Source organism: Christensenella timonensis, from assembly GCF_900087015.1.
In the GTDB taxonomy this organism is placed as follows: domain Bacteria; phylum Bacillota; class Clostridia; order Christensenellales; family Christensenellaceae; genus Christensenella; species Christensenella timonensis.
Map to the genome: position 1 here is coordinate 1,489,123 of NZ_FLKP01000002.1, position 22,254 is coordinate 1,511,376.

The window sequence follows — 22,254 nt, forward strand, 5'->3', positions numbered from 1 at the left end:
TTCTTAGAACTCTTCCAGATCGAAGCTTACGGTGTAGAGTCCATTCGTTCCTCTCGTCTTTTCCGAGTTCTTCTCAGGACCGGTTTTGAAATTTCGCATCCGCATTGTCCGGGTCTTATAGTCCTGTGTTTTCAGGTCATATAGCTTCACCTGAATGGAATCCTTGTCCCGGAACTCAGCAAACTTTGCAGCCCAGCGGCTGGAACATTTAAAAGAAGCAGAAACGGAGAGCTTGTCATATCTTGTGACAATCACCTGATCCGTTCCTGCCTCGGTTTGATTGGTATTTTCGATAACAGCGTAGCTTTCTTCCCAGCTTTCCGGAGTGAAGAGCTTAACGTCATCGAAATAAATCGGATATTCGCTCAGCATTTATCTCCCTCCTGACCGGTAGTTCACTCGCTGCTGTGCTTTTACGACCAGTTCCTCGATTCGTTCATTCCCGATATAAACCGGGATCACGATATCTCCCCCGCCAGCTCCGACAAGGGCTCCCTGCACAATCTCAGCCAGTTTGTCAGTACCGACGACCGCTTCCTGCCCGGCTTCACCACCACCGAGAAGTCTGCCACCTGCAGCGCCGAAGATGGTGGGGCTGTTTAAGATGTAGGCATCGTCCATGGCCTTCTTGTACCAGTCAACTGACAGATGCGGCACAGAAGGAGGATTCAAAGAGAGACTGCCACTGATGGAGAAATGTGGAAGTTTGATATGCGGAAGCTGGAGATGGCATCCGGCGAAGAATCCTTTGATTCGGTCAAGACCGCCGCTTACGATGCCCTTGGCGTTTTCAATCATCGAGGAGAAGGCTCCCTTGATATCGCCAAGTTTGCCTCGGGCAGCAGATAAAGCATCACCGAGTTTGCCGCCAGTCAGATCATTGATCTTGGAAAATCCTGCTTCCCAGATCGATTTATAAGCATCCACAGCTGTCCCGATGATGCCTTTGATGCCGCCGCCATGTGATTCAACGGAAGACTGAATGGCATCCCAAGTGGTCCCGGTTTTGGTCTTTACCGTATCCCATGCAGTGCTGATGGTCGTTTTGACATTCTCAAAGGCAGTGCTGGCTGTTGATTTAATGCCGTTCCATGCACCGGAGAGGGTAGTGGTAATTCCACTCCAAGCAGAAGATGCTGCTCCACTGATTGTAGTCCAGGTATTTCCGAGAAAATCCGAAATGCCAGTAAAGACCGTGGTAGCTGTCGTGCTGATCCCTTCCCAGAGTCCTGTGAAGAAGCCGCTGATCCCATTCCACACAGTCTCAGTCACAGACTGGATTCCATCCCAGAGCCCGGAAAAGAAGTCGCCGAGGCCTTCACCAATGCTCTGTACACCAGAGCAAACGGTAGACCAGACGCCGCCGAACCACTCAGAGATTTCTCCCCAGTGCTTCACAATCTCAATCACCGCAACTACAGCAGCCACCACCGCCGCGATGATTCCAATGATCGGAAGAATCGGAACGGAAACTGCTGTGATCGCCGGGATCGCTGTTGTGGAAAGAAAGCCGGCCAGCTTTCCGACCACACTTGTGACGGAACCCACAGCGGTGACAACCTTGCCGACACCGACGACGACCGGACCAACAGCTGCAGCGATGAGCGCTGCTTTTACGATGGCTTCCTGCATGCCCGGGGATAATCCGTCCCATGCATCCTTGAGTCCGGTCACCACGTCTTTGATCTGCGTCATGGCTTCAGTGATCATCGGTGCAGAAGCATCGACGATTTCTGCGCCGAGGTCTTTCAGGTTGTTCATCACAACCGTCATCTGATCCAGAGGATCCAGAGTTTCGTTGAAGGTATTCTCTACGGATCCTGCATAATCTCCGAGAGTAGAGGACAGGTCATCGAGGGAGAGCTTGCCACTCTGCACAGCGTTATAGATGGCACCACCAGCACGAGAGCCGAACAGGTCGTATGCTGCCTGTAGCTTCTCCGTGTCACTCTGATTGCTGTTCATCGTTTTGGAGAAGTCCTTCAATGCATCACTGAGGGATTGACCGTTCTTCGTTGCAACCTTCTGCGCTTTGGTGAGGCCAGTGAGCATTGTCGAGGTATCCAGACCAGACATCTCGACGGCGCCCATGAAGCCTGCTGCCTGTTCTGCCGAAAGTCCCATCGCCTGAAACTGTCCGGCATTCTTCGAGAGATCCTGCGAGAGTGTATCCATCGATACACCAGTTGCCTGCCCGACCTGGTTTAAAGCATCGAGAAGGTTTCCGGCATCGGAAGAATCCTGCCCGAAAGCATTGAGGACGGACGAGACGTTATCGACCGAGGTGGATACATCCGTCGAATTCAGCGTGGCGAACTCTACGAACTTTGTGGAGAGCTCCTCGAGTGCATCTCCGGTAAGCCCGAATCTCGTGTTCACTTCGCCGATGGCATCACCAGCAGTCTGAAAATCAGTCGGGATCGTCTCGGCGATGGACTTGGCGCGTTTCTGCATGTCCTCGAGGGCAGCACCTGAAGCTCCGGTTTTCTCGGTGACTGTATCGAGAGCTTCATCGACTTCTTTCCATGCTGCAACCGAAGCGCCTGCAGCGGCAGCGACCGGAACCGTGATGCCCTTGGTAAGTCCTTCCCCGACATCACTGACCTTGCCGCCGACTTCCTTCATCTTGTCACCGGCGACCTGCAACTGCTGACTGGCGACAGAGCCGAACTTCTTATATTCGTCCTCCAGACCTTCGAGGGACTGCTTTGTCGCTTCGATCTCCCGGGTGAGCGCTTCCTGCTGTTTCTGCGTCTCCTCGGTCTGCGGCCCTGCCTTGAGCTGAGCTAAGGCTTCCTTCTCCTCAGCCAGCTTCCTCTTCGTGGCATCGATGGCGTCAGTTAGATATTTCTGCTTCTGTGCAAGAAGATCGGCATTACCCGGATCCATCTTCAGGAGCTTGTTTACATCCTTCAGATTGCTCTGGGTATCACGGATTTCCTTGTTTACACCTTTCAGGGCGTTGGAGAGCTTGGTAGTATCGCCATCCAGCTCAATCGTTATGCCCTTGATACGATCTGCCATAGCTCATCACCTCCTGAAAAACGGCATGAAAATAGCACCGGCTTTTACCGATGCTGATTAAAACGAATCGAAATCCTGCTGCGTTGCAACCTGCCTGTACTCGTCATCACAGAGATCATTTCCGGATTCAATGATCATATCCATCACGAGTCCTTCCTCCACGTTGTCGAGTTCCTCTAAGGAAAAGCCCAGCTGTTTGGCACGCAGCATAAACACAGCCGTGTTTACTTCCCGTTCAGTTGGGCGACTTCTTTTTTTGGCTTTGAGGTTGTCCTTCTGGAGCCAAGGTAGAGAGTAACGAACTCCTGCATGTGAAGGAAGAGTTCTGCGCCATCGAACTGGTCTGCCCAGGTAAGGAAAGCATCTACGCTCAGATGATTCATATCCTTCTTTTCTGCCTGTGCATTCATGATGAAAGCGAGTTTGTCACCGACTGTCATATCGGTTTGATCATCCTCGCTGTTTTCCATCTTGTTCAAGAGGATCATCAGATCCTGATGGAATACCTGCTTAAAGCGGTAGGCTGTTGTTCCCGTTGCGAGAAACGGGAAATTCTGCTCCGACCCATCACTGAGCCGGAGCGAAATCTCCTGATACATGATCGTTCCTCCTTATTACTTACTGGAACCAGATGTCGAAGTAGTGGTGCTCGTTGTGCTGGCTGCCTTTACTGCGGCAGGCGTGTACACCTTGCTGTACCAGTTCTGGTAAGTGGCATCGGCTGTATCTGCTCCAGACCTAGCCTTGACGATGTTCTTGCCAAGGGTTGCATCCTTGATGCTGGTGGCATTAATGGTAAGACTCTCGGTCTGGACCTCGATGGAATCCTCCTTCGTGGAAGATGCTACGGAAGGTCTCGTCGCCGTGCAGTTATACATGACGTGACGGATTTCATTCACATCGCCGTCAAACTCAAAGAGCAGGGCAAAGTGAATCGGCTGCGCATCCGCGTCTTCAATCAGGACACCGTTGCCGTCCTTGATCTCTCCGAGCACATTCTCCCGAAAGTCCTCGGGTACCATTGCAGACTCAAAGTCCCCGTTATATCCACTGTTTGCAGTGGTGACGAAGTACTGCACACCGTCTGCCCAGAAGATAGTCTGGTCTCCCTGAGCATCCAGAGAGAGGGATACAGCACCCGGCCACGCTACAGGGTCTGCGAAAGTGGCAGTGCCGTCTTCCGCGATTGTCGCAATGGCATAATGTACATTTTTAAGGTTGTACTTGACCTTATTCTTTTTATTTGCCATTTCAGGCCTCCTGTTCAAATGAATACAGGACCTCGTAGAGCTTTTCCGACTCTATCCAGGTCTCTGTTTTATCAAAGAAGATTCCGCTTTTCACGAGCAGATCTTCCAGTTTCTTTTCGATCTTTGGATCCTTCTTATCCGTGTAGAGCTCGATATCGATCTCGGTAATCGGGAAATACACGGTTCCATCCGCAACGAAGTTATCACTGTTCGGACAGCGATAGCAGAGAAAAGGTGGATCCGGTCCTTCACCCTCGGTAAAGTGATCGTAGGCAAAGGGAAGACCCAGCTCCTCCAGAATGGTGATGATCTTGTCCATCAGCTTTTCAACTCCTTCTCAATCTCGTCAGATAGCTTTCCGGTGATGTCTTCCTCCACGGTCGAGATATGCGGGATCCCATCAACACGACCTCCGCCACGCTTGGCATGACCTTTTTCCAGAAGATGGGTGAGTCCATAGATCTTGTTATGAACGACGACTTCAGCGCCGACAGCCGTTTCCTTCTGAACTGTGGATCGCCAACTCTTGGCGTACTTGCCTCTGCGCTTGGGTGATTTTTCCTTCAGTTCCTTTACAGCTTCCTTGCCGGCATCCTTGATTTCCTGCTTTACAACATCGTTCACATCCTCCACGTAGTCGGAGAGTGTCTTCTCAACCGTTGCAGCAAGATCGTCTGCTTTTATCTTCATCGCTTCACCTTCTCACATCGGAATTTCAGACTTCGGTGATGGAATCCCATCGGGTCTATCGCCGTCACGTTGTAGAGATCATCGTCGTGTCGGATCCTGAGCTTCGTGGAGTCGAGCCCTTCGAGGCATTCCGCATACCGGACCGTGAAATCAAGTGCCTCCGTACTGTTCGTGGTTCCAGCTTCCTGTTTCTCTGAGCCGTCGCTTTGAACTGGCGTTGCCCAGCAGGTGAAAAAGTCCGTCCACGCATTGGTGTGGTTTCCGTACTTGTCCTTCACGATTTCATTTTTCTGAATCGTGATGCGGATGTTCATGCCTGCAATGTTCATCAGAATCCAGGGCTCCTTTCTCCAAACAGAATGGCGCGGAGGGTAAGAATCAGTGCGTGATGGTCTGCTTCCTCCCGGTGCTCATTTAAGTAAGCGAGGGCATAGAGAACAGCAGCCATGACGAGAGGGCTGTCACTGTCGTCGAGCGAGTCCTTCCTCAGCACATCAGCTACCAGGCGTTCTGCTGCGGAGATCTCGCTTTGCAGGAGTGCATCTTCATCCGAATAATCAATCCGGAGATATTTCTTGGCGTCCTCAAGCTTTACCATAAGCACCTCCATAATGATATGGACCGGAGTGATTGGCTCCGGCCCCGTTACTAGTTAAGAGGGAATCCGTCAGGCGGATGCTCCAGCCTTCAGAATCTGCACGGCTTCCGGCAGCACGAGCTTGCCGTCAACACGCTCCTTGGCGACGTAGCCGATCATTCCGTTGCCTGCGAAAAGCTCACGGAGTTCCTGAACGGAACGAGTGCCACGGTCTCCGATGTTGTAGTAGGAGAAGTCGCCGAATGCGATGGCAGGCTTTCCAGCTTCCAGCGCCGGAGCATAAGCAGAGGTTAGAACGGAATATCCGCAGAGACGATCCGGTTCACCGGCAGTGTAGGAAGGCTGCCAGATGTACGCGCCGTTCGAATCCTTGAGCTTGCGGAGAACTGCAAGTGTGGAATCGTTTAAAATGAAGCGGGCATTCTTGCGGTACGGACGCTTAAGAGCGTAGATGAGGGAGATGATGTCATCTGCAGTAAGCTTGGTTCCCGAAAGCGTGACGCCGGTCTGACCGCCGCCAGTCTCAGCGAAGATGCCGGTCGGCTTGCCCTTGCCGTCACCGTTCAAGAAAGCATCTTCCTCGGCATTGCCGATGGCCTTTCCGAAGGTATCGATGATGTAGTTCTCAAGATTGAAGGCGTTGTCGTAGAGCAGCTCCTCCGTTACCTTGATGGCTACGTGCAGCTTGTGGGCATCGAGGATCACCTGATCGAAGGTGGCATCACCGAAGGTAAGCTCCTGACCTTCCTCAATCCACGCTGCTGCAGGTTTGGTGGCTGCGATGTTGATCTTGTGCTCACCGGAAGTGGTAATGGTGGTCGCAAGTCCACGGAAGATGTTCTCTTCCTCCAGCTTATCGATGAGACGGGAATCCCATTCCTCCGGAACAAGGTAGCCGCCGTTCGCGTCATTGCCTTCCTCCAGAACATCGGATACCTGGTGGAATCCGGTACGCATGGCAGCGATCATTGCCTTGGCGTATGCGTGAGAAGCACGGCCTTTTTTCTCCGGCTCGTCCTTTACGCCGGCTCCCGGCTTTCCAGTGAGGGGAGAAGCGGTCGGCTTTCCCATCTGCTCCTCAATAGCTGCCTGTCTGTTCAGACGGTCGATTTCCTTGGTGTAGTCGGTGATTTCCTTCTCCATGCGGTCGTAGGTTTCACCGTCCTCCTGAGAGAGAAGTCCGTCGGTGTTTCTGTGAGAGTCAAGGAAGGCTTTTGCAGCTTCCCATGCCTTTGCTCTCTTGTTCATAAGCTCCTGTAAAGTCATAATATTTTCCTCCTTAGATGAACTGTTTCATGAGATCGAGTCTCTTTTCGAGGTCATCGACCCTGTGTAAGTGAGTGGTATCTTTGGCCTGCGGGGTTGCAGGGTGGTTCCTTGCGTAGTCGCAGAGTTTCTTATTGATCGCTGCTGCCACCTGGTAGCGGGAGAAAAGCATGCCGGAAGGCTGCTCTTCATTCTCCTCTGACGACTCGTCCGGTTTCTCATCGCCCTCGGATGGCTCATCCTCTTCGTCAGGCTCAGGTACTGTTTTGGTACCGTAGAGTTCGTCGCGCTCGATCATGCCGTCTGCAAAGTGAAGCTCCACAGCCTTGCCGGCATCCATCCAGGTCTCCTCATCCATGAGTTTCGAGAGCTTGTTTCTCGAAAGACCGGTCTTTGCCTGATAGGCATTGATGATGGAATCCTTCACCTCGGAGAGCATCTGGATGGCTTTCTGCATTTCTGCCGTGTCACCCATCGCAACAGTGCTCGGGTTATGGATCATGATCATCGAGACAGGAGAGACGAGAACCGTATCGCCTGCCATTGCAATGACGGACGCTGCCGATGCAGCAAGACCGTCTACCTTGACGGTGACCTTTCCCTTGTAGTCACGGAGCATGTTGTAGATCTGAGCTGCCGCGAAGCAGTCGCCTCCGGGGCTGTTTACCCAGACGGTGATGTCGCCGGTTCCGTTCTCAAGATCGGAACGAAAAAGAGCCGGGGTGACGTCATCGTCAAACCACGACTCTTCAGCGATTGTTCCGTTTAAGAACAAGGTTCTTGATTCAGTTGTTTCGCTTGGATTTTCCGGTACGGGCGTTTTGTTTCTTACCCATTTCCAGAACTTCTTCTGTGGATTCATCTGAGTCCTCCTTATTTTCTGATTCTGTATTCTTCTCATACGCGGATCCTGCGTCAGCGAGTTTTACGACATTTCCGTTCAGGACGTGAAGGTTGCCGCCTTCCTCATCAGAAAGCAGGTCCATGTTTTCAAGCTCTCTCACATCATTGATGGAGTAGATGCCGTTCTGAATGCCGGTGGCGTAGCCGCTCATCCGGCTGCCGTAATCTCCTCGAAGCAGGCCGTCCACGTTGAAGCGGATGAAGTAGTTTTCCTTTTCCTGCGGAAGCAGGAGAGAGCGCTGCATCGACTGTTCCCAGCGGACGAGCCACGGCTCCAGCGTATAAGTGACAAATTCCAGTGACTGCTCCTCAATGTTTGAGAAGGTTGCATGCTCCAGATCACCGATGAGGTGGGGTGGAATCCGGAAGATCCTTGCAATCTCATCCAGCTGGAATTTCCGAGTCTCCAGAAACTGCGCCTGTTCGGGCGAGATGGAGATCGGGGTATAAGTCATGCCCTCCTCTAAGATCGCGACCTTGTTGGCCTTGTGGCTTCCTCCGAAGCCCGCTTCCCAAGAGGAGCGGATCTTCTCCGGATCCTTTACCGTCCCGGGCATGGAAAGCACGCCGGACGGATTCGCGCCGTTCTTAAAGAAGGACGCGCCGTATTCTTCGGTTGCCATTGCCATGCCGATGGAGTTCTTCGCCATCGCGATAGGGGAGTAACCGACAAGGCCGTCAAAGCCAAGACCGGGAACATGCAGCACTTCCTCCGGGGAGAGCCGGACCGTTCCGGTTTTCATCGTGGGAGCATCCGAGGTATTCATCTGGTACTCATAGTAGATGTGGCCGTTCTCATCACGGTCCACACGCATCCGGTTTGCCATCAGAGGATATAGCCCTACGACTTCACCGCGTCCGTTCCTTATGATCTGTGCGTAAGCGTTGCCCCAGAGGAGCAGATGCGTCATCAAAGTTTCCCGGAAGATATACGATGTCATTTCCGGATTCGGCTCATCATGTAAAAGCCGGTAAAGCGGATGTTTCACAGCTTTCACCTTGCTGCCTTCCTCTGTGTATTCATAGAGGTGAAGCGGCAGGCTTGCGATGGCCTCCGAGAGAACACGGACGCAGGCATAGACTGCTGAGATCTGCATGGCAGATCGTTCCGTTACGGTATTGCCGGAAGTCGTGCCGCCGAAGTAGTAGCGATAGCCGGACCCGTTCGTGGAGTTCTGCGGCTTATCTCTGGATTTAAATAGTTTTGAAAAGATGCTCATTCATACCTCCTGCATGATCAGAGAAAGAGGATGCCGCGGTTGTCATAGACGGATTCGCCGCTATCGTTGCCGCACCGGATTGCCCGGTCGAGGCCCATGATCATAGCGACCGCGCCATCGATCTTCTCTGTGGACTTTTCCTTGTCTGCCTTGATGTTTCCTGCCGGATCACGACGGATGAAGATGTTATCCATCATCCAGCGGAGCACCGGATGCCCGCCGTGGGCAATCCGTTTCTCAAGGACCAGATTCATGAGCTCCTTGGTAGGCGGAGACATATCTTTAAATCCCTGGCCGAAAGGAACAACGGTAAAGCCCATGCTCTCGAGGTTCTGTACCATCTGGACAGCTCCCCAGCGGTCAAAGGCAATCTCACGGATATTGAACCGGTTCCCGAGATTCTCGATGAACTTCTCGATAAATCCGTAATGAATGACATTGCCTTCGGTCGTTTCGAGATAGCCTTCCTTCTCCCAGAGGTCGTAAGGAACGTGATCACGCCTCACACGAAGATCAACGTTGTCCTCCGGAATCCAGAAGTAGGGGAGAACCACATATTTATCCGTCTCATCCCTTGGCGGGAAGACGAGGACAAAGGCTGTGATATCCGTTGTGGACGAAAGGTCGAGACCGCCATAGCAGACACGGCCCTCCAGCTCATCCGGATCCACAGGATAGGCACAGGCGTCCCATTTGTCCATTGGCATCCAGCGGACAGCCTGTTTTACCCATTGGTTCAGTCTCAGCTGCCGGAAGGCGTTCTCTTCGCCGGGATTCTGTTTGGCGGAGTTGCAGGCATCTTGCACCTTATCGATGCCGACCGTGATGCCAAGCGACGGATTCGCTTTCTTCCAGACCTCCGGATCTGTCCAGTCGTCGGATTCCGCTGCGCCGTAGATCACAGGATAGAAGGTCGGATCAATCTTTCTTCCGGCGATAATATCGAGTGCCTTCTGGTGGACCTCGTAGCAGATGCTATTCGTATCCGTTCCTGCAGTCGTGATCAGAAAGTAAAGCGGCTGGGTTCTGGCATCGCCGGAACCTTTTGTCATAACGTCGTATAATTTCCGATTCGGCTGGGTGTGAAGCTCATCGAAGATCACGCCGCTCGTATTAAAACCGTGTTTATTGGCGACATCTGCAGAGAGCACCTGATAGGTACTGTTCGTCGGAAGATAGATGAGTTTCTTCTGGGATTCCAGAATCTTCACTCGTTTATCCAGAGCGGGGCAGAGCCGCACCATATCAACGGCCACGTCGTACACGATCTTGGCCTGATTTCTGTCTGCGGCACAACCGTAGACTTCTGCACGTTCCTCGCCGTCACCGCAGGTAAGAAGCAGGGCGACCGCAGCGGCAAGCTCGGACTTGCCTTGTTTCTTCGGGATCTCGATGTAGGCGGTGTTGAACTGACGATATCCGTTCGGCTTCAGAATACCAAAAAGATCTCGGATGATCTGCTCCTGCCAGTCAATCAGATCAAAGGGCTTCCGGTACCAGCTGCCTTTGGTATGTCGGAGGCTTTCGATAAAGAGCACGGCATAATCGGCAGCCTCCTTGCTGTAGTGGGAGGTCTCCGCCATAAATCGGGTCGGCTTATAGTTTTTCAGTTTTCGCATTGCCATTTGGCGTCCTCCTTCCTGATTGTTTGCAAAACAAAAGGACCGCCGGAGTGATCCTTGTAATCATGTGTTGTATCTGTACGAGAGAAGGAGCCGTTCCCGGCTCCCTCCCGGAAGTTGCTTTCCTGTTTAGTTCAGGCTGTGCAGGATGGCGGCAACCGCAAGCTGTGCGTTTTCTGTCTCCGGCTCGATATCCCAGCCGCGGTCGTATCTTGCAACCGGGTAATCGCTCAGGTGAATCTCGAGCTTACTCACCTTGCCGCCTTCGATGCCGTAGTCTTCGCTCGGCTCTCCGTATACCTTTGCGCAGTAGGTGAAAATCTGGTTTCCAATCTTAAGGCTTCCGTTTTTCCACATGGTTTTTATCCTCCGTTTTTCTTTTTGCGCCCTTTTCCTTTGGCATGTACATATATCACTCCGAAGCCGTTTTATAGCAAGGAGAATCGGAGAATATATGTCACAAATATCAGCAGGAGGATCTGTGTATATTTGTACGAGGAAGAGGCCCCGCTTCGGGGCTTCCTCCCTGAGTCTTTTCAGTTGATGTTCATCTTGAATGCATGACCCTTTTCGTAGTCCTTGCCCCAGAGGTCTTTCCGAAGGTTGACCTCGACCATCTCGCCGATCGTGCAGCCGGCCTGTTTGAAAAGCCATAAGGTTTCAATTGCGTCCGTTGCCTGGCAGGAGTAGGTGAAGGCTTTGATGCCGTTCTCTCTCATGCAGGCGGTGAGGGCTTCCACATCCCGGTCCCAGATGATGTCGTCGAAGTCCAGGATCTCGTTCTCATTGTCCCTTGATTTCTCGTAGGCTCTCCAGATCTTCCAGGCGATGTCGCCCATCTCATCGATTTTGTCCTCGGCTGCCTTTGCAGCTTCCCTTGCGGCGTCCCTGCCCTCGGCGGTGGTGGCTGCCTTGTAGGCTTTCTTTGCTTCTGCGATGCGGTTGTAGGTTTCTTCAAAAATGTTCGTCATGGCTTTGTCCTCCTTGCTTTGTGCTTGTCTTGTTTGCCTTTCCCTTTGGCATGTACATATATCACTCTGTGCCGGATATATAGCAAGGAGAATAGACTCATAATGTGCACAAAGATACGCCGGAATTACTGTGATTATCTGGCATCGCCGTGCAGGATGAAATGGGCATATTCATCGCGGTGATCCTCGAGGTAGAGGACCAGCTCGAAGTAGCCTCTCTCGTAGGCAAGGCGCTGAACCATCGGAAGATCGAACATGTTCGTAAGTCCCGTATCGCGGATCAGAAGGATCTGCTCTCTGATCTTCGGATCCATCATCTCACCACCTTTCTCACGACATCTTCGCCGTAGATCACGTTGAGGCCGGAGCCGTTATCCCAGTTCACCAGAAGAGATCCTGTATCATCGACTCCGATAATGGTTCCGAGGGTTCCGACAGGCGGTGCCTGAATATCATCCATCTGGATCAGTTCGATTCGTGTGCCCTGCGGGTAATTCTCCCGCAGAGCCTTGAGCGCCTTTTCGCTTATCATTCTCATGCCTTGACCTCCTTTGCCGGAGCGCCGTTCCGGAAGGCTGCGCTTCCGGTCAGGTTCTGAAGCAGGATCTTTCTCGCTTCCTTGTAGTCCGGTCCGATAAAGCCGAGGCGGAGGAGAAAGCAGCGGAAGGCGTATTTTTCATTGTCTGTTTCCACTGGCCTGCTGCTGGCGTGCTTCAGTTCCTTCGAGAACTTGCAGAGCAGGGAAAGGAAAGTGGTGTAGGCCTTGGCCTCGTCTGCGGTAAGCTCCCGGTCAAACCATGGGAATTCAATCTTGTCGTCGGTGACGTTGATTCGAAGGTCTGTGACCCCGAGGGCGTGCCGGATCAGGTCTCCCTTGGAGGAGAGGATGTTCGTGAGTGTTCCGACGTTTGCGGCATCAAGCGGGAGGCTTACCGTAAGCTCCGGCGCTTCCTCATCCGCTTCCGGCTGCTCGTCTGCAGCAGGTTCTTCTTCCTGCGCTGTGGCAGGGGCTTCTTTGCTCTGCTCCGTTGTTTCTTCAGCTGCAGGGCTTTCGGTATCCGTATTCTGAAGCTCATAGCCTTCTGCTTTCAAAGCTTCGAGCAGGGCTCTGAGGTCCTTGCCATCCGGAGCGGTAAGGGTGGCATCTCGATTTACGGTAAGATCGCCGATCTTAAAAGCGTAGGTTGGTGTGAACTGGTAGATGGCTTTTTCACCGGTGATCCCGCTGATCGCATTGGCGAAAGCCTTCTTGTTTTCCTTGGTAACGTTGAATGTAAGTTTCATGGTATGTACCTCCTTTGTTTTGGTAGTACATACATCACTCTGTGCCGGGAATATAGCAAGGAAATCCGGCGTGAAATATCTACCAAAGAAAGGCTCCTGAAACGAAGCAATTTATGTAGTTTCTACTTCCTTCACGAGGTCGGAGTAGGGGATCTTCTTACCGGCTCGTTCTACATACACATTATTGGCATCATCAGTATCCTCAACGTATCGTCGAAGGATAACTGAGGCGTATTTCGGATCAAGTTCTGACATGTAGCAGATGCGGTTCATCTGTTCACAGGCCATCATCGTGGATCCGGATCCGCCGAATGTATCAAGCACGATGGCATTCTCCTGACTGGAATTCTTGATCGGGTAGGAGAGAAGATCGAGCGGCTTGCTGGTCGGGTGATCCTTGTTACGCTTCGGCTTATTGAAGTTCCAGATGGTCGTTTGCTTTCGGTCGGAATACCATGGATGCTTTCCATTCTGAAGGAAGCCGTAGAGGATCGGTTCATGCTGCCACTGGTAATCGGAACGACCGAGAACCAGAGAGTTTTTTACCCAGATACAAACTCCTGCCAGATGGAAGCCGGCATCAATGAAGGCTTTTCGGAAGTTAAGCCCCTCGGTATCTGCGTGGAAAACATAAGCCGCACCACCTTTCTCAAGGTGAGCGGCCATGTTGGTAAATGCAGAAAGCAGGAACTTATAGAATTCATCGCCCTTCAGGCTGTCGTTTTCAATCGTGAGCCCGTCGGATGCTTTGAAGGAAACTCCATAAGGCGGATCTGTAAGGATCAGGTTTGCGGTCTTGCCTCCCATCAGGCGCTCGACGTCTTCAGGAGAAGTAGCATCGCCGCAGAGCAGTCGGTGCTTTCCGACCGTCCAGAGATCACCTTTTTCGACGAAGGATGCCTTCTCAAGGGCAGCGGAGAGATCAAAATCATCATCTTGTGCGCCGCCATCGTCTGGGCCTGCCATCAGCTTTTCCAGATCCTTTTCGTCAAAGCCGAGGAGTGACAGATCAAAGGATTCATCTTTCAAATCGGACAGTTCCACAGAGAGCATCTCTTCATCCCATCCTGCATTCAGAGCCAGCTGATTGTCGGCAAGGATATAGGCACGCTTCTGAGCGTCGGTCAGGTTTTCGGCAAAGACGCAGGGGATAGTCTTATATCCTTCCTCGCGTGCTGCCTGCACACGTCCGTGGCCGACGAGGATGTTGTATTTACTGTCGATCACGGCAGGGGAGACAAAGCCAAATTCACGAAGGCTTGCTCTTAGCTGTGCGATCTGTTCCTTGGAATGTGTTCTGGCATTCCTTGCATAAGGCACCAGCTTATCAATTGGTACCTGCTCGAGTTTTACGGTATCCATTTATCGTCCTTTCCTTGAACGAAGAAGCTGCTCCATCGTGTCATTCGGATTTCCATCCTCAAACTCCTCGGTGCAGTTCTGTTTCACAATGTCGTAGATTTCCATCCAGATGAGATTGGCAGCCTTCTGAAACTGGCTGGCCATCTGGACGAAGGGAGAGCTCACAACACCGCCGGTCGTCGGATGCTTGCCTAGAAGGCCGTAGGTACTGATCGCATCCTCGCACTGAATGTAACGAGCGAAGTTCTGAGCGTAGGATTCAATGAGACGCTTGTTTACGAGATTTTCGCAGTGGCGGCGCTTCAGCCAGAGCCAGGTTTCCTTGTAGATAACGTCGGCCCCGAGAGGCTTGCCGTTCTTCTGTTTGGCAGAGAGATATTCATCCGGCTTCGGCATATCTGCGCCTTCGAGCACAGCTCCCTCCGGAAGATCCACTGCCTCAAGTTCATCCGGCTCCAGATCAGGAATGTCATTTCTCATGATCTGAACCGGCTTTCCATTTGCTATCTTTTCCGCAGCAGGAGTGGGCTTGCCACCGGCTTTAATTCGCCTGCCGCCACGGTATGTTCCGTCTTTTGCCATGGGTTACACTTCCTTTCCTGCAGGCGGCTGGGTTTTATCCCCTGTTTGAACCGGAAAAAACGCACACGAGAGGGGGCGGCGGTCTTTTAGCCTTTTGGTTTTAGAGATTCAGACCGCCCCTCCCGGTTTCCTGTCACCACGTTTCTCGTGGATTTTTTCGTGACAGCTCCGGCAAAGACTCATGAGATTGCTCTCGTCGTTGGTTCCTCCCTCGGAGATCGGAACGATATGGTGGACTTCCTCGACCGGAACGAATCGCCCATGCTTTAAGCACTCCTCGCAGAGAGGATGCTTGTGAACGTAGCGTGTCCGGATCTTTCTCCACTGGCTGCCGTAACGCTTGTGTCCGTTGTAGCCTCGGGTGAAGTCATCGTAGTGCTTCTCCATCAGTCTCTTATGCGTGGGGCAGTACTGTTCGCCGTCCTCACAGAGCTCTCTGCATCCCGGATACCGGCAGGGACGTTTGGGCTTCCTTGGCATGCCTGTCGCCTCCTTTCTGGCATAACAAAAGCCCCGGAGGATTCTTCCTTCGAGGCTTCGGTTCAGCCGCCTGCGCGACTTTGTATCATTCATTTTTGCTGATTCTACTATAACATATAGGGGCGTGTGCGTCTTGTTGCAACGTGTGGTATTGCGTGCAACTTTTAAATCATTACAGGATTTTCAGGTACCTTCAGGTGATCGAGTGCGTTGTCATGCCAACGGCAGGCAGTGGTCCGGTCGATGTGAAGTTCCGTTCCGATCTCTTTCCAGGTCATCCCGCAGAGATAGCGGTAGGAGAGAATCAACTGCTCGTCCGTGGAAGGAAGGGAACGGATCATTTCGCCGATCTGTTTTTTCAGCTTGGAAAGGAGATTCAGTTCATCCGCAATCTTTCCTTCTAGTTCTTCCAACCGTTCCAGTGCCTGCACGAAAGGTGCATCCGATGGATGGGAGGCCTGCACGTGTTCCTTGTCATAGCAGATCGCAGAAACGCTGCAGGACAGCTCCCGGATTCGTTTTACTTCCTCGGTGTCCAGACGTATGCGCTGGTCGAGGCGATATGCCTGCTGGAGATATTCTTCTGGGGTCATTCGAGAACCTCCTTTCTTATGTTTTCTATCAGGTACTCTCCATCTACAGAGGTAAGAGCCGAATACCATCCGGAGCGGAAGAACCGCTCCAGATCAGAGGCAGCAGCCTTGGCTTCCCGGTTCCTCGGAGTTTTCTTCAGACGCTTTAGAGCACTCCGGTAATCCTTCGCTGCCAGAAGGACGATGGCGTTGGCGAGTTTTTCATAAGGATCCATTCGCATCTCCTTTCAGGTTTGCCTTCACTGCATTAATCAGTGCGGACTGCGTCTTGTCCTTAGTCCGGAGCGCCTTCATGATGTTCTCGTCGATGGTGCCCTCGGTAATGATGTGATGGATGACCACGGTTTCGGACTTCTGTCCCTGTCTCCAGAGGCGGGCGTTCATCTGTTCGTAAAGCTCAAGACTCCAGGTCAGAGTGAACCATACGATGGTGCTGCCGCCGGACTGAAGGTTAAGCCCATGTCCTGCGGAAGCCGGATGGATCAGGGCTACGGGAATCTGTCCCTTGTTCCATTCTGTAAAGTCCTCGTGACTCTTCAGTTCTCTTGCTGAAGAGAAGCGCTCTTTGATGCGGTCCAGATCATGGCGGTACCAGTAGCTCACCAGCACCGGCTTTCCATTAGCACCTTCGATCAGATCTTCCAGCGCATCGAGCTTCCTGTCATGGATCTTCACGACTCCGCCGTCGTTGTCATAGACAGCACCGTCAGCCATCTGGATCAGCTTTCCGGAGAGAGCAGCGGCATTTCCGGCATCAATCTCCTTGTCCTTTAAAGAGATGGTCAGCTCCTTCTTCATCGTGTCATAGAGCTTCTGTTCCTTTTCATCGAGCTTCACCTTGACCTCGTTCATGATCTTCGCCGGCATCTTCAGGTAGTCGGTACTCTTCATGGAAATCGTGATATCGGAGATCTTGCTATAAATCTGTTCTTCCGCTCCGGGTAGTGGTTTGTAGGAGTAGACCACAGGGCCGTTGTATTTGTCTGGTCTAAAATACTGAAGGCGATATCTGGAAATATATCTTCCGAGCCGCTCTCCGAAATCCAGAATCCGGTACTCGGCCCACAGGTCCATGAGTCCATTGGAAGAAGGAGTCCCGGTCAGCCCGACAATCCTGCTGGCTTTCGGACGGACCTTCATCAGTGCACGGAAGCGTTTCGCCTGATGATTTTTGAAAGAGGAGAGCTCGTCGATTACGATCATGTCGTAGTCAAAGGGAATGCCTGATTTCTCAATGAGCCACGGAACGTTCTCGCGGTTAATGATATGGATGTCGGCAGATTTCTTCAGGGCGGTGAGTCGTTGCTTCTCGTTTCCGACAGCAACCGTAAAGGTGAGGTCCTTCAGGTGATCCCACTTTTCAATCTCAGATGGCCAGGTATCCCGGGCTACCCGAAGAGGGGCTACGACGAGAGCGGATCTTACTTCGAAGCGGTCATGGATCAGCTCTTCGATGGCAGTGAGCGTGATCGCCGTTTTGCCAAGACCCATATCAAGCAGGACCGCAGCAATGGGGTGGTCGATGATGTATTGAATGGCGAATTTCTGGTAGTCATGCGGTACGAATTTCAATGGCCAGTACCTCCTTCCATCTTCCGGAGGACCTCGCCGATCTGTTCCGGGTCGTCAATGACGAATACGGTAAAGCCAAGGTGTTCGAGCTGGATCTTTCTCCGTTTCTGGAGCGGACGGAGGTGTTTGCCCGGTGCCTTCAGTTCAGCAAAGGCCATCCGCCCGGAAGGGAAAAGCAGGATGCGGTCAGGCACGCCTGCCGTACCAGGAGAGGTGAATTTCCAAGCCTTCCCGCCGGCAGCACTCACTGCCTGCACCAGTTTCTGTTCGATATCTTTTTCTCTCATAAGGCCTCCTTCGGGTCTGCCAGATCAAAGGCAGCATAAGCAGCGGAGAGGAAGTTGTCGATGGGTCTTCCCTTGTAGCGGTAACTTGTGTTATCTCCGCATCTGACATAAAATCTGCCATTTCCTGTTCTGTTGATGAACACGGCATGATCGTGATAGCTGAGGTAGTAATTTCCGTTCCGGAGAGTTCTCCATTTCCGTCTCGGAAAGTTCAGCTTCCGTTTCTGACGATTCTTGAAGCGGCGCTCACGGTCCTTGGCCTCAAGAATGTCGCCTTCCATGATTCCGGCGCAGATACAGCCAACACGGAAATCATCGAAGTAGTCGTCATGGCGCATTACATGGATGTAGCGCACTTTCTTGCAGCCGCAGAGTTCACATTCGGTTGTTGCATCCTCGTCATCCATTTCATCTGCAATGTCGATCACCTCTACGCAATACCAACCGGAGAGAGGCGCACCATATTCTTTTAATTTTCGGTGGCACCGGGCGATATACTTTTCATCAAGTTCTTTCATAAAAAATCATCCTTTCCATAGCCTGTCCGGAGCTTGTCCCCGTGAAAAGGAGTCTTTTCATAGGGAGCCAAATGTCCGGAAAGCCGCTAAAATCAATTGTTTTCATGCCATAGGGGATTCAAATTTTCTTTTGGACAAGGGGACAGAAAGGACAAGAACTCCCTATATACCCTTACGCGTGTGTTGTTATTACCTACTCCTTTTTGTTACAAGGATTTCGAATATATATAGAAATCTTGTCCTGTCCACGTATCTTGTCCCAATCAAATCCTGCGATAGAGCCTCTGCCTTCCGTAGAAGGCCTGCTTTTTCCTGTCATTGGTGCGTTCCCAGCCATCGACCTGTGTCATGAGGGCGGCAATCAGATAGCTGTCGGATGATTTGAGTTCCGGCAGGTTCTTGTTGAAACACTCGCACCAGATTTCCGCATTGGAGATTTCGTTCCGAAGATGAAGTTCCCCATGATCCGGATTTCCGAATTCAGAGCCCTGAAGAAAATTCTTTCTGGCATAAAGGTCCATGTCGTCCCAGTTGGCGGGAACAGGGGTATTCAGGTACTCCTCGACCATGCCAACACGCTCATCCGCCTCCATAGCGCCGCGCTGCTCTTTCTCGGCGGCTTCCAGTACGTCACCCTCGAGGTACAGCTTTTCGCCAGCCTTCCAGATCTTTTTTGCCTCCGCCCAGAACTGGGCACGGTAGTTCTCGTCGAAGTTCCATGCCTTCCTCTGCTTTTTCTGATGGCATTTGATGATCCAGAAACGACGGTTTCCGGTGATATCACGCAAGTATCCGCGCTCGCCGTTGACGGTCGCAATAATGACGCACTGCCTCGGATGGCTTTCTACGACCTTGCCGTAAGAAGGACGGTACTTGTCGTCGGATGTTGAGAGGAAGGCCTTGACCTTCTCGATGTCGGCTTTCTTCATTCCGGCAAGTTCTCCGATCTCGACGACCCAGAATCCTTGCAGCTTTTCTGCGCCGGACTTGTCGTCCATATCAGTGAGGGAGAGCGTCTCGCTGTAGTAGTCCGAAGTCACGAGATCTTTTACGATGGAGGATTTTCCGATTCCCTGATCGCCGTCCAGAACAGGCACGCAGTCAAATTTCGTTCCGGGTTCATAGATTCTTGCGACTGCAGCAGCGAAGGTCTTTCTGGTGACGGTCCGGACATATTCCGTATCATCAGCCAGAAGGTAGCGGATGAAGAGATCCTCCACGCGCTCGATCCCATCCCACTCTGGCAGACTGTCCAGATAGTCGCGGATGGGATGGAAGTGGCGGTCGTCTGCAGTCTTTGTAAAGGAAACATCGTAGTTTCTGCTGGAGAAGGGCAGATAGCGGATGTCGATGATGGACTTCAGCTGCGCCGTATCGGCATCCCTCCAGAACTCATTTCCTTCGGGTCTGTCCCACGGCAGCGGCCCGGTTACCTGGATGCGGTTTGCCATCTCGTTGAAGGCAAAGTTCTGGAAATCCGGATCATTGGCCAGAATCAGATTGAGGTTGTACACGGTGTTCTGGAGAAGCGTGGAACGGGACATGTACTTGAGCTTTTTCTTCCAGTCATTGTTCTCATCCCCGGCATCGGTAAAATCGGACTGGGCATCCTTCATGCGTTCCTCGGAAGCAGCCAGCTTTACGTCGTCCTGCTGCATGGCAAAGTCGCACATCGCGCTGAAGGATTTCTTTTCATCCAGGTCGCCGAAGCGGTGAATCCGCACAATGTCGAAAGCATTACAGAGCTGCAAGTAGGCGGGATCCTTGGCGTGGTGGGAGTAGACGAACTTGTCCTCCTTGATCTCGACGCCTGCCATGGAGTTCGATTCGATTAAGTGCCAGCGTTCTGGATTTGTCGTCGGCTCATATACATCTGAGAGAAAAGTCTCCAGAGCCTTCGTAATGGGGTAGTAGGTACGATTGAAAAGCCCGACGACGCCGGACTTCGTAAGCGGATCCTGCACCTTTTTCTGCTGGGTGGTATTGGCCTTGCTTTCCCTCGATGAGGTGGGCAGTCTTGTCGGATCCTGCCACTCCGGGTGAGCGGAGAGAATCACATCCGGATCCAGCCATCCGCCGTCCGTCTCCTTGAAGACGAACGTTCCGTTTGACGGGCACGAAGGCCAGTACATCAGCTGATTAGGCTGATAGCTGCACTCGTCGAAGTACTCAATGTTCAGGGACTGAGCGAGGTATCTTGCGACCGCGACATATTCCTCCGGAGCCACATCGCGGGTCAAAGGGAAAACCAGACGGACTCTCGGATTGTCGGGAGTACTGCTATGTGTGGTGTAGAGGGCAGAAGTGTACGGGCATAGATTCTCATAGTTATCGAGAAACTCAGGCGTGATGCGGTCTCCGTCCAGAGCCACCATGGAACGCTTCTCGACCGTGTCGATCTTCCTGCGTCCGCCGATCAGGGAGCCGCCGACAAAGCCGCCGTGGTCCTTGGCAGCATCGCGGGCTGACTTGGCCATTTTCGAATATTCCTCAACAGTCTCGGTTGTCCGGATCGGTGTCTTGAGACGCGCCTTCAGGTCATCAAAGGTTGTTGTTTTATTGGTCCATGTTTTTGCCTGACGGGAATTTCCGTAAGCAATGGCAAGATCCCTCATAACGTCACCTCCCGGCAGTCCTCAGTGAAGTGCCTGATCTTCATGCGGCGCTTTCTGGCGCGTTCCAGTTCGATGTCCATGCCGGAAGTGATCCGGTCTCCGAAGAACCAGATTTCCGAGCACTTGCCAAGCAAAACCAAATCCATGAACATCGCCTTCCTGCGCTCTGTTGCTTCATCCATAAAGGAGAGCAGGAGATGAGGCGAGATCGGAATGTACCCGCTGTCCGTTGCAAACCGGGCATACTTTTTGGCTTTTTCCGTATTGCCTTCTGGATCATCTGCATAAGGAGCGCAGATGTAGATGACAGGCATATAGCTGTGTTCCATAAAAACCTCCTTAATCTGTAAAGAAAGACCTGGGGAGAGTTAATTCTCCTCAGGTCTTCCGTCCTCGTTTTCAGTCCGAAATCGCACCCTTCTTATATATTTTTCTCAGCACGGGATCTTTACTGATCGTCTCAGTGATTTTGCTCAGAGTCTTTCGAATCGCGCTTTCGGACACACCACGCTTGTCTGCAATTTCGCAGTTGTTGTATCCTTCGATGAATTTCATTTTATAGATTTCCCGCCAGCTTTCAGGCATTGCGGCAGCAATCTCATTCAACCTCTCAACGTCAGCAGGCAGCTCCCTGTCATGTTCATCGAGAGTGTAGAGGAATCTTGCCTTGTCACCGACGCCGTCCTCATCGCCGTCACCCATCATCTCTTCAATGGAGCCGAGCCAGTTCTTCGGTACAGCTTCTTCCATGGCGACGGCAAGTTCGTCTTCAGTCGGCATGCGGTGATAGGCGGATTCAAACCATGTGACATAGTCCTTTTTCCATTTCTCGACCATGGCTTTCTGTTCCTTCTGATCCCCGTGCAGATACTTAAGATTGCTTCTGACTTCACTGTCGTCCTGAAGGTGAAGAGTGCGAATGTTTGCCACAGTCACATCGTTTTCTCCGGGCTTCAGTTCGATTACGAGCTTTCCGTTGGCGTCGTAATACTTGTAGGTCTCACGCTGACTGCGTCTGGTCTTGTGTAATTTCATAAAAAACCTCCTGTTCTTCCCGTTGCCGAGGAGAACCGGAGGCATGAAAAAAGCATGGCGGTACCATCGGAACGGGGTAAAAAACTCGTTCTGCTGGTCCGCCATGCTCGTAGCCGGACTTACATATTTACTTGTTGACCATCACATTCGCTCGAGCCACTCTGTGCACCGGGTGAACGGATGTGATGGGAGATGATGGTAAAGCACTCTATCAGTGAACAAGGCGATCAATGATAGCTCAGAAAATTGAACTCACGGATTGCCTATGTTCTCTTGTATCGCCATCTGTAAATCTGTATAATTAGTAGGAATAGCTATGAATTGTTCGAAATTAATGCAAATACAGAAGGCAAATGGCTTTATCAATCATCTAAGATGAGTA

The 22,254-nt window shown here is 52.0% G+C and carries 29 protein-coding genes; all 29 read right to left on the minus strand.

Annotated features, from left to right (window positions below):
- Window positions 1-3: 3 nt before the first annotated feature.
- Window positions 4-372 (minus strand): hypothetical protein, encoded by a 369-nt coding sequence (locus BN6471_RS08500; protein WP_066647714.1) that lies wholly within the window; start codon window positions 370-372, stop codon window positions 4-6.
- Window positions 373-3,024 (minus strand): phage tail tape measure protein, encoded by a 2,652-nt coding sequence (locus BN6471_RS08505; RefSeq protein ID WP_066647716.1) that lies wholly within the window; start codon window positions 3,022-3,024, stop codon window positions 373-375. It abuts the gene before it with no gap.
- A gap of 57 nt (window positions 3,025-3,081) precedes the next feature.
- The gene (locus tag BN6471_RS13090) at window positions 3,082-3,234 is read right to left on the minus strand and encodes a hypothetical protein (protein ID WP_187118772.1); all 153 of its coding nucleotides are present in this window, start codon (window positions 3,232-3,234) and stop codon (window positions 3,082-3,084) included.
- 14 nt (window positions 3,235-3,248) lie between these two features.
- Window positions 3,249-3,623, minus strand: a complete 375-nt coding sequence (locus BN6471_RS08510) for a hypothetical protein (protein ID WP_066647718.1) — start codon at window positions 3,621-3,623, stop codon at window positions 3,249-3,251.
- Between the two features lie 15 nt (window positions 3,624-3,638).
- A complete protein-coding gene (locus BN6471_RS08515) occupies window positions 3,639-4,274 on the minus strand; it encodes a major tail protein (protein WP_066647720.1) in 636 nt (211 codons plus the stop codon).
- 1 nt (window position 4,275) lies between these two features.
- Complete coding sequence (locus tag BN6471_RS08520; RefSeq protein WP_066647722.1) at window positions 4,276-4,593, minus strand: hypothetical protein; 318 nt, start codon at window positions 4,591-4,593, stop codon at window positions 4,276-4,278.
- Window positions 4,593-4,964: an HK97 gp10 family phage protein gene (locus BN6471_RS08525; RefSeq protein WP_066647723.1), complete on the minus strand. Its 372-nt coding sequence runs from the start codon at window positions 4,962-4,964 to the stop codon at window positions 4,593-4,595. Before BN6471_RS08525 ends, BN6471_RS08520 begins: the two co-directional genes overlap by 1 nt.
- Entirely contained in the window at window positions 4,961-5,293 is a 333-nt protein-coding gene (locus BN6471_RS08530) for a phage head closure protein (RefSeq protein WP_066647726.1), read from the minus strand. Before BN6471_RS08530 ends, BN6471_RS08525 begins: the two co-directional genes overlap by 4 nt.
- Window positions 5,293-5,562, minus strand: coding sequence for a head-tail connector protein (locus tag BN6471_RS08535; protein ID WP_066647728.1), 270 nt, complete (start codon window positions 5,560-5,562; stop codon window positions 5,293-5,295). Before BN6471_RS08535 ends, BN6471_RS08530 begins: the two co-directional genes overlap by 1 nt.
- Before the next feature lie 69 nt (window positions 5,563-5,631).
- The gene (locus BN6471_RS08540; protein ID WP_066647731.1) at window positions 5,632-6,828 is read right to left on the minus strand and encodes a phage major capsid protein; all 1,197 of its coding nucleotides are present in this window, start codon (window positions 6,826-6,828) and stop codon (window positions 5,632-5,634) included.
- Between the two features lie 13 nt (window positions 6,829-6,841).
- A complete protein-coding gene (locus tag BN6471_RS08545) occupies window positions 6,842-7,690 on the minus strand; it encodes a head maturation protease, ClpP-related (RefSeq protein ID WP_074025767.1) in 849 nt (282 codons plus the stop codon).
- Window positions 7,614-8,951 (minus strand): phage portal protein, encoded by a 1,338-nt coding sequence (locus BN6471_RS08550; RefSeq protein ID WP_066647736.1) that lies wholly within the window; start codon window positions 8,949-8,951, stop codon window positions 7,614-7,616. Before BN6471_RS08550 ends, BN6471_RS08545 begins: the two co-directional genes overlap by 77 nt.
- Window positions 8,952-8,968: 17 nt before the next feature.
- Window positions 8,969-10,570 (minus strand): terminase large subunit, encoded by a 1,602-nt coding sequence (locus BN6471_RS08555; RefSeq protein WP_187118781.1) that lies wholly within the window; start codon window positions 10,568-10,570, stop codon window positions 8,969-8,971.
- Between the two features lie 132 nt (window positions 10,571-10,702).
- Window positions 10,703-10,930: a DUF7678 domain-containing protein gene (locus BN6471_RS08560; protein ID WP_066647739.1), complete on the minus strand. Its 228-nt coding sequence runs from the start codon at window positions 10,928-10,930 to the stop codon at window positions 10,703-10,705.
- A 179-nt stretch (window positions 10,931-11,109) separates the two neighbouring features.
- The gene (locus tag BN6471_RS08565; protein ID WP_066647741.1) at window positions 11,110-11,544 is read right to left on the minus strand and encodes a DUF7698 family protein; all 435 of its coding nucleotides are present in this window, start codon (window positions 11,542-11,544) and stop codon (window positions 11,110-11,112) included.
- 134 nt (window positions 11,545-11,678) lie between these two features.
- The gene (locus BN6471_RS08570) at window positions 11,679-11,858 is read right to left on the minus strand and encodes a DUF5049 domain-containing protein (protein ID WP_066647744.1); all 180 of its coding nucleotides are present in this window, start codon (window positions 11,856-11,858) and stop codon (window positions 11,679-11,681) included.
- Window positions 11,858-12,082 carry a DUF4314 domain-containing protein gene (locus tag BN6471_RS08575; RefSeq protein WP_066647746.1) on the minus strand — a complete coding sequence of 75 codons (225 nt, stop codon included), beginning with the start codon at window positions 12,080-12,082 and terminating at the stop codon, window positions 11,858-11,860. Before BN6471_RS08575 ends, BN6471_RS08570 begins: the two co-directional genes overlap by 1 nt.
- On the minus strand, window positions 12,079-12,828 hold the full coding sequence (locus BN6471_RS08580) for a hypothetical protein (protein ID WP_066647748.1): 750 nt from the start codon (window positions 12,826-12,828) through the stop codon (window positions 12,079-12,081). Before BN6471_RS08580 ends, BN6471_RS08575 begins: the two co-directional genes overlap by 4 nt.
- Window positions 12,829-12,939: 111 nt before the next feature.
- Entirely contained in the window at window positions 12,940-14,190 is a 1,251-nt protein-coding gene (locus BN6471_RS08585; RefSeq protein ID WP_066647750.1) for a site-specific DNA-methyltransferase, read from the minus strand.
- Window positions 14,191-14,772 (minus strand): P27 family phage terminase small subunit, encoded by a 582-nt coding sequence (locus BN6471_RS08590; RefSeq protein WP_066647753.1) that lies wholly within the window; start codon window positions 14,770-14,772, stop codon window positions 14,191-14,193.
- A 108-nt stretch (window positions 14,773-14,880) separates the two neighbouring features.
- Complete coding sequence (locus tag BN6471_RS08595) at window positions 14,881-15,252, minus strand: HNH endonuclease (protein WP_066647756.1); 372 nt, start codon at window positions 15,250-15,252, stop codon at window positions 14,881-14,883.
- A gap of 164 nt (window positions 15,253-15,416) precedes the next feature.
- Window positions 15,417-15,845, minus strand: a complete 429-nt coding sequence (locus BN6471_RS08600) for a sigma factor-like helix-turn-helix DNA-binding protein (RefSeq protein ID WP_066647759.1) — start codon at window positions 15,843-15,845, stop codon at window positions 15,417-15,419.
- A complete protein-coding gene (locus BN6471_RS08605; RefSeq protein WP_066647761.1) occupies window positions 15,842-16,060 on the minus strand; it encodes a hypothetical protein in 219 nt (72 codons plus the stop codon). Before BN6471_RS08605 ends, BN6471_RS08600 begins: the two co-directional genes overlap by 4 nt.
- Window positions 16,047-17,417: an SNF2-related protein gene (locus tag BN6471_RS08610; RefSeq protein ID WP_066647762.1), complete on the minus strand. Its 1,371-nt coding sequence runs from the start codon at window positions 17,415-17,417 to the stop codon at window positions 16,047-16,049. Before BN6471_RS08610 ends, BN6471_RS08605 begins: the two co-directional genes overlap by 14 nt.
- Window positions 17,414-17,704 carry a VRR-NUC domain-containing protein gene (locus BN6471_RS08615; protein ID WP_066647764.1) on the minus strand — a complete coding sequence of 97 codons (291 nt, stop codon included), beginning with the start codon at window positions 17,702-17,704 and terminating at the stop codon, window positions 17,414-17,416. Before BN6471_RS08615 ends, BN6471_RS08610 begins: the two co-directional genes overlap by 4 nt.
- Window positions 17,701-18,222, minus strand: coding sequence for a hypothetical protein (locus BN6471_RS08620; protein WP_066647767.1), 522 nt, complete (start codon window positions 18,220-18,222; stop codon window positions 17,701-17,703). Before BN6471_RS08620 ends, BN6471_RS08615 begins: the two co-directional genes overlap by 4 nt.
- Window positions 18,223-18,485: 263 nt before the next feature.
- Complete coding sequence (locus tag BN6471_RS08625; RefSeq protein ID WP_066647770.1) at window positions 18,486-20,837, minus strand: virulence-associated E family protein; 2,352 nt, start codon at window positions 20,835-20,837, stop codon at window positions 18,486-18,488.
- A complete protein-coding gene (locus BN6471_RS08630; RefSeq protein ID WP_066647773.1) occupies window positions 20,834-21,166 on the minus strand; it encodes a DUF7768 domain-containing protein in 333 nt (110 codons plus the stop codon). The genes BN6471_RS08625 and BN6471_RS08630 overlap by 4 nt, the downstream gene beginning before the upstream one ends.
- A 70-nt stretch (window positions 21,167-21,236) precedes the next feature.
- The gene (locus BN6471_RS08635) at window positions 21,237-21,872 is read right to left on the minus strand and encodes an RNA polymerase sigma factor (protein WP_066647776.1); all 636 of its coding nucleotides are present in this window, start codon (window positions 21,870-21,872) and stop codon (window positions 21,237-21,239) included.
- Window positions 21,873-22,254: the final 382 nt, after the last annotated feature.

What these genes read in the sequence shown, in the direction of transcription:
- BN6471_RS08500 (WP_066647714.1), bottom strand. Translation starts at nt 372, where the DNA reads ATGCTGAGCGAATATCCGATTTATTTCGATGACGTTAAGCTCTTCACT.
- BN6471_RS08505 (WP_066647716.1), bottom strand. Translation starts at nt 3,024, where the DNA reads ATGGCAGATCGTATCAAGGGCATAACGATTGAGCTGGATGGCGATACT.
- BN6471_RS13090 (WP_187118772.1), bottom strand. Translation starts at nt 3,234, where the DNA reads ATGCTGCGTGCCAAACAGCTGGGCTTTTCCTTAGAGGAACTCGACAAC.
- BN6471_RS08510 (WP_066647718.1), bottom strand. Translation starts at nt 3,623, where the DNA reads ATGTATCAGGAGATTTCGCTCCGGCTCAGTGATGGGTCGGAGCAGAAT.
- BN6471_RS08515 (WP_066647720.1), bottom strand. Translation starts at nt 4,274, where the DNA reads ATGGCAAATAAAAAGAATAAGGTCAAGTACAACCTTAAAAATGTACAT.
- BN6471_RS08520 (WP_066647722.1), bottom strand. Translation starts at nt 4,593, where the DNA reads ATGGACAAGATCATCACCATTCTGGAGGAGCTGGGTCTTCCCTTTGCC.
- BN6471_RS08525 (WP_066647723.1), bottom strand. Translation starts at nt 4,964, where the DNA reads ATGAAGATAAAAGCAGACGATCTTGCTGCAACGGTTGAGAAGACACTC.
- BN6471_RS08530 (WP_066647726.1), bottom strand. Translation starts at nt 5,293, where the DNA reads ATGAACATTGCAGGCATGAACATCCGCATCACGATTCAGAAAAATGAA.
- BN6471_RS08535 (WP_066647728.1), bottom strand. Translation starts at nt 5,562, where the DNA reads ATGGTAAAGCTTGAGGACGCCAAGAAATATCTCCGGATTGATTATTCG.
- BN6471_RS08540 (WP_066647731.1), bottom strand. Translation starts at nt 6,828, where the DNA reads ATGACTTTACAGGAGCTTATGAACAAGAGAGCAAAGGCATGGGAAGCT.
- BN6471_RS08545 (WP_074025767.1), bottom strand. Translation starts at nt 7,690, where the DNA reads ATGAATCCACAGAAGAAGTTCTGGAAATGGGTAAGAAACAAAACGCCC.
- BN6471_RS08550 (WP_066647736.1), bottom strand. Translation starts at nt 8,951, where the DNA reads ATGAGCATCTTTTCAAAACTATTTAAATCCAGAGATAAGCCGCAGAAC.
- BN6471_RS08555 (WP_187118781.1), bottom strand. Translation starts at nt 10,570, where the DNA reads ATGCGAAAACTGAAAAACTATAAGCCGACCCGATTTATGGCGGAGACC.
- BN6471_RS08560 (WP_066647739.1), bottom strand. Translation starts at nt 10,930, where the DNA reads ATGTGGAAAAACGGAAGCCTTAAGATTGGAAACCAGATTTTCACCTAC.
- BN6471_RS08565 (WP_066647741.1), bottom strand. Translation starts at nt 11,544, where the DNA reads ATGACGAACATTTTTGAAGAAACCTACAACCGCATCGCAGAAGCAAAG.
- BN6471_RS08570 (WP_066647744.1), bottom strand. Translation starts at nt 11,858, where the DNA reads ATGGATCCGAAGATCAGAGAGCAGATCCTTCTGATCCGCGATACGGGA.
- BN6471_RS08575 (WP_066647746.1), bottom strand. Translation starts at nt 12,082, where the DNA reads ATGAGAATGATAAGCGAAAAGGCGCTCAAGGCTCTGCGGGAGAATTAC.
- BN6471_RS08580 (WP_066647748.1), bottom strand. Translation starts at nt 12,828, where the DNA reads ATGAAACTTACATTCAACGTTACCAAGGAAAACAAGAAGGCTTTCGCC.
- BN6471_RS08585 (WP_066647750.1), bottom strand. Translation starts at nt 14,190, where the DNA reads ATGGATACCGTAAAACTCGAGCAGGTACCAATTGATAAGCTGGTGCCT.
- BN6471_RS08590 (WP_066647753.1), bottom strand. Translation starts at nt 14,772, where the DNA reads ATGGCAAAAGACGGAACATACCGTGGCGGCAGGCGAATTAAAGCCGGT.
- BN6471_RS08595 (WP_066647756.1), bottom strand. Translation starts at nt 15,252, where the DNA reads ATGCCAAGGAAGCCCAAACGTCCCTGCCGGTATCCGGGATGCAGAGAG.
- BN6471_RS08600 (WP_066647759.1), bottom strand. Translation starts at nt 15,845, where the DNA reads ATGACCCCAGAAGAATATCTCCAGCAGGCATATCGCCTCGACCAGCGC.
- BN6471_RS08605 (WP_066647761.1), bottom strand. Translation starts at nt 16,060, where the DNA reads ATGGATCCTTATGAAAAACTCGCCAACGCCATCGTCCTTCTGGCAGCG.
- BN6471_RS08615 (WP_066647764.1), bottom strand. Translation starts at nt 17,704, where the DNA reads ATGAGAGAAAAAGATATCGAACAGAAACTGGTGCAGGCAGTGAGTGCT.
- BN6471_RS08620 (WP_066647767.1), bottom strand. Translation starts at nt 18,222, where the DNA reads ATGAAAGAACTTGATGAAAAGTATATCGCCCGGTGCCACCGAAAATTA.
- BN6471_RS08625 (WP_066647770.1), bottom strand. Translation starts at nt 20,837, where the DNA reads ATGAGGGATCTTGCCATTGCTTACGGAAATTCCCGTCAGGCAAAAACA.
- BN6471_RS08630 (WP_066647773.1), bottom strand. Translation starts at nt 21,166, where the DNA reads ATGGAACACAGCTATATGCCTGTCATCTACATCTGCGCTCCTTATGCA.
- BN6471_RS08635 (WP_066647776.1), bottom strand. Translation starts at nt 21,872, where the DNA reads ATGAAATTACACAAGACCAGACGCAGTCAGCGTGAGACCTACAAGTAT.